Genomic DNA, 2,007 nt, shown 5'->3' with positions numbered 1-2,007 from the left:
TATAGGGTATATAGCGCATGCAAGTAAGAAAATCCTGTTTCAGATATTGCATTATCTGAGACAGGATTTTTTAGCTGGAATAATTATGGTAGTTTTGATATAGTTGCCAGCTCATCCGGCAAATCACGTCCGGAGGCTTATACTTGTGCCTTTTATCCTCTATTTGCTATCCATCAGCCTTGCAAAAGGCTCAGCACACCGGAGCCGGACTGGTTAGCCTGCGCCAGCATCGCTTGCGAGGACTGGGACAGGATGCTGTATCTGGCATAGGCGGTCATTTCCTTTGCCATGTCTGCATCGCGGATGGTACTTTCAGCGGCGGTGGTATTCTCCTGGCTGATGACGATGTTGTCATTCATTACGGAAAGCCGCTGATGCTGTGCGCCCATGGTGGTGATGGCATTCTCAAGATAGCGCAGTGCCTGGTCGATGTTCGTCAGAAAATCCCGTGCTTTTTCCTGAGTGCTTATGCATGTCCCCAGGTCATTATCCGCAACTTCCGGATACGGCCACACCTCTCTGCGGAATTTCTGCTTCTTTTCCTCATCTGTCAGGCCATCGTATTCATTGGGCCAGGGTTCCGGGTAATCCGCCTCTGTTGGTTCAATCCCTGCCCAGTAGTCACTGGTACCGGGGAACAGCATGCCGAGGGTCGTGTTCGGCAGCTTCAGTGCCGTATTGCCGGAGGCGGCAGTATCTCCCTGAATGTAAATATTGCTCCCCGGCCTCATGTAGCTGGTAACGTCATATCTGTCCGGCACAACCTCCAGCTGGCCCTTTATGCCGTTATACATCAATAGGCCATTATTCTCTTTGTCAATATAGCATTTCTTTTCCCCGCCGGCATCCGTATAAACATTCAGCCTGACATTGTGATGCGCGGTAAGCTGAACAGGATTTACACCCGTTGTACCTTTGACAGCATTCAGCCCATCCAAAAGCGCATCAACAACATCAGAAGCTGTGCTTGCACCCTGCAACCCGATGATATAGCATTCTGAAGTGCTATCTGTGCCAATGTAATGTTCACCTGTACCTGCCACCTTATTTACGTCAAACATAACCGAAATAAATTGTTCGCAGGCATCGCACATTACGGAAAATCCCTGCTGATCCAAATCAGCCGGTATATTGGCAACACTGCTAAAGTCGATGCTGTACATCTGCCTGTCAGGATTTGTGCCGCTCTTTGGATATGTACCCACTATTTTTCCATCAGGAAGTACATCGTAGGTATATTCTTGAGCGGGATACCTGTCACTAAGCGTTATCTTCGTAGTACCGGCAGTTACAGCAGCACTGCCGCCTGCACCTACTGTTCCCAGCGCCTGATAGTTTTTGGTATGCGGCCAGAAGCCTGCCGCGCCGGGTGCAGGGACAGTCGGCGTGCCGGACGTGGTAATATCCAGCGGTATATATGCCGGCGGCGTCTGCCCGGCCGGATACTCTATGGCAGGCACAGGTGAGCCGGTGCCCGGCGTGCTGCTGGCATCGACGACGGTATAGCTGACACCGTTTGCATCATAGACAGTGCTGCCGATGCCGGGCAGGCTGGCAGGAGGCTGAATTTTATTGTACACTATGCTGTTGGCATCGTATACCATTTGTCCGTCAGTCAGCTCATGGTATGACGTGGGCGGCCTGTAGCAAGGTATGTGATCCTTGATTGCATACGCATTTGGCGTTTCAGAAATCAGGGAAATGCTGTTATCCTGTGCAGGAGCATCCACATTGAAGCTGGTGGAGCCGGGGATAAACCTGCTGTCCGCGTGGTCAAGCTCGGCCTGATTCAAAAGCGGCCTGCCGTTATAGCTGGCAGAGGCGGCAATATCGTCAATCTCCGTCAGGCGCTGATTGACCTCCTTTTGCATGATTGCCCTGTCGGAATCACTGTATATGCCGTTGGCAGATTTCAGTGCCAGCTCCCTTATGGTAGTCAGAAGCTCCATCTGGCTCTGCATGGCACCCTCCGCCACATTGGTTATATCCGCACCCTTACTGGTATTG

At 51.4% G+C, this 2,007-nt stretch carries 1 protein-coding gene; it reads right to left on the bottom strand.

Going from position 1 to position 2,007, the window contains the following annotated elements:
* Positions 1-173: 173 nt before the first annotated feature.
* Positions 174-2,007, bottom strand: a 1,834-nt coding sequence (locus ACI3UA_RS06845; RefSeq protein ID WP_439724072.1) for a flagellin, incomplete at its 5' end; no start/stop codon positions are given.

It is taken from the genome of Anaerovibrio sp. (genome assembly GCF_051866355.1).
Taxonomy (GTDB): domain Bacteria; phylum Bacillota; class Negativicutes; order Selenomonadales; family Selenomonadaceae; genus Anaerovibrio.
This window is presented reverse-complemented; position numbering and strand designations above follow the sequence as displayed.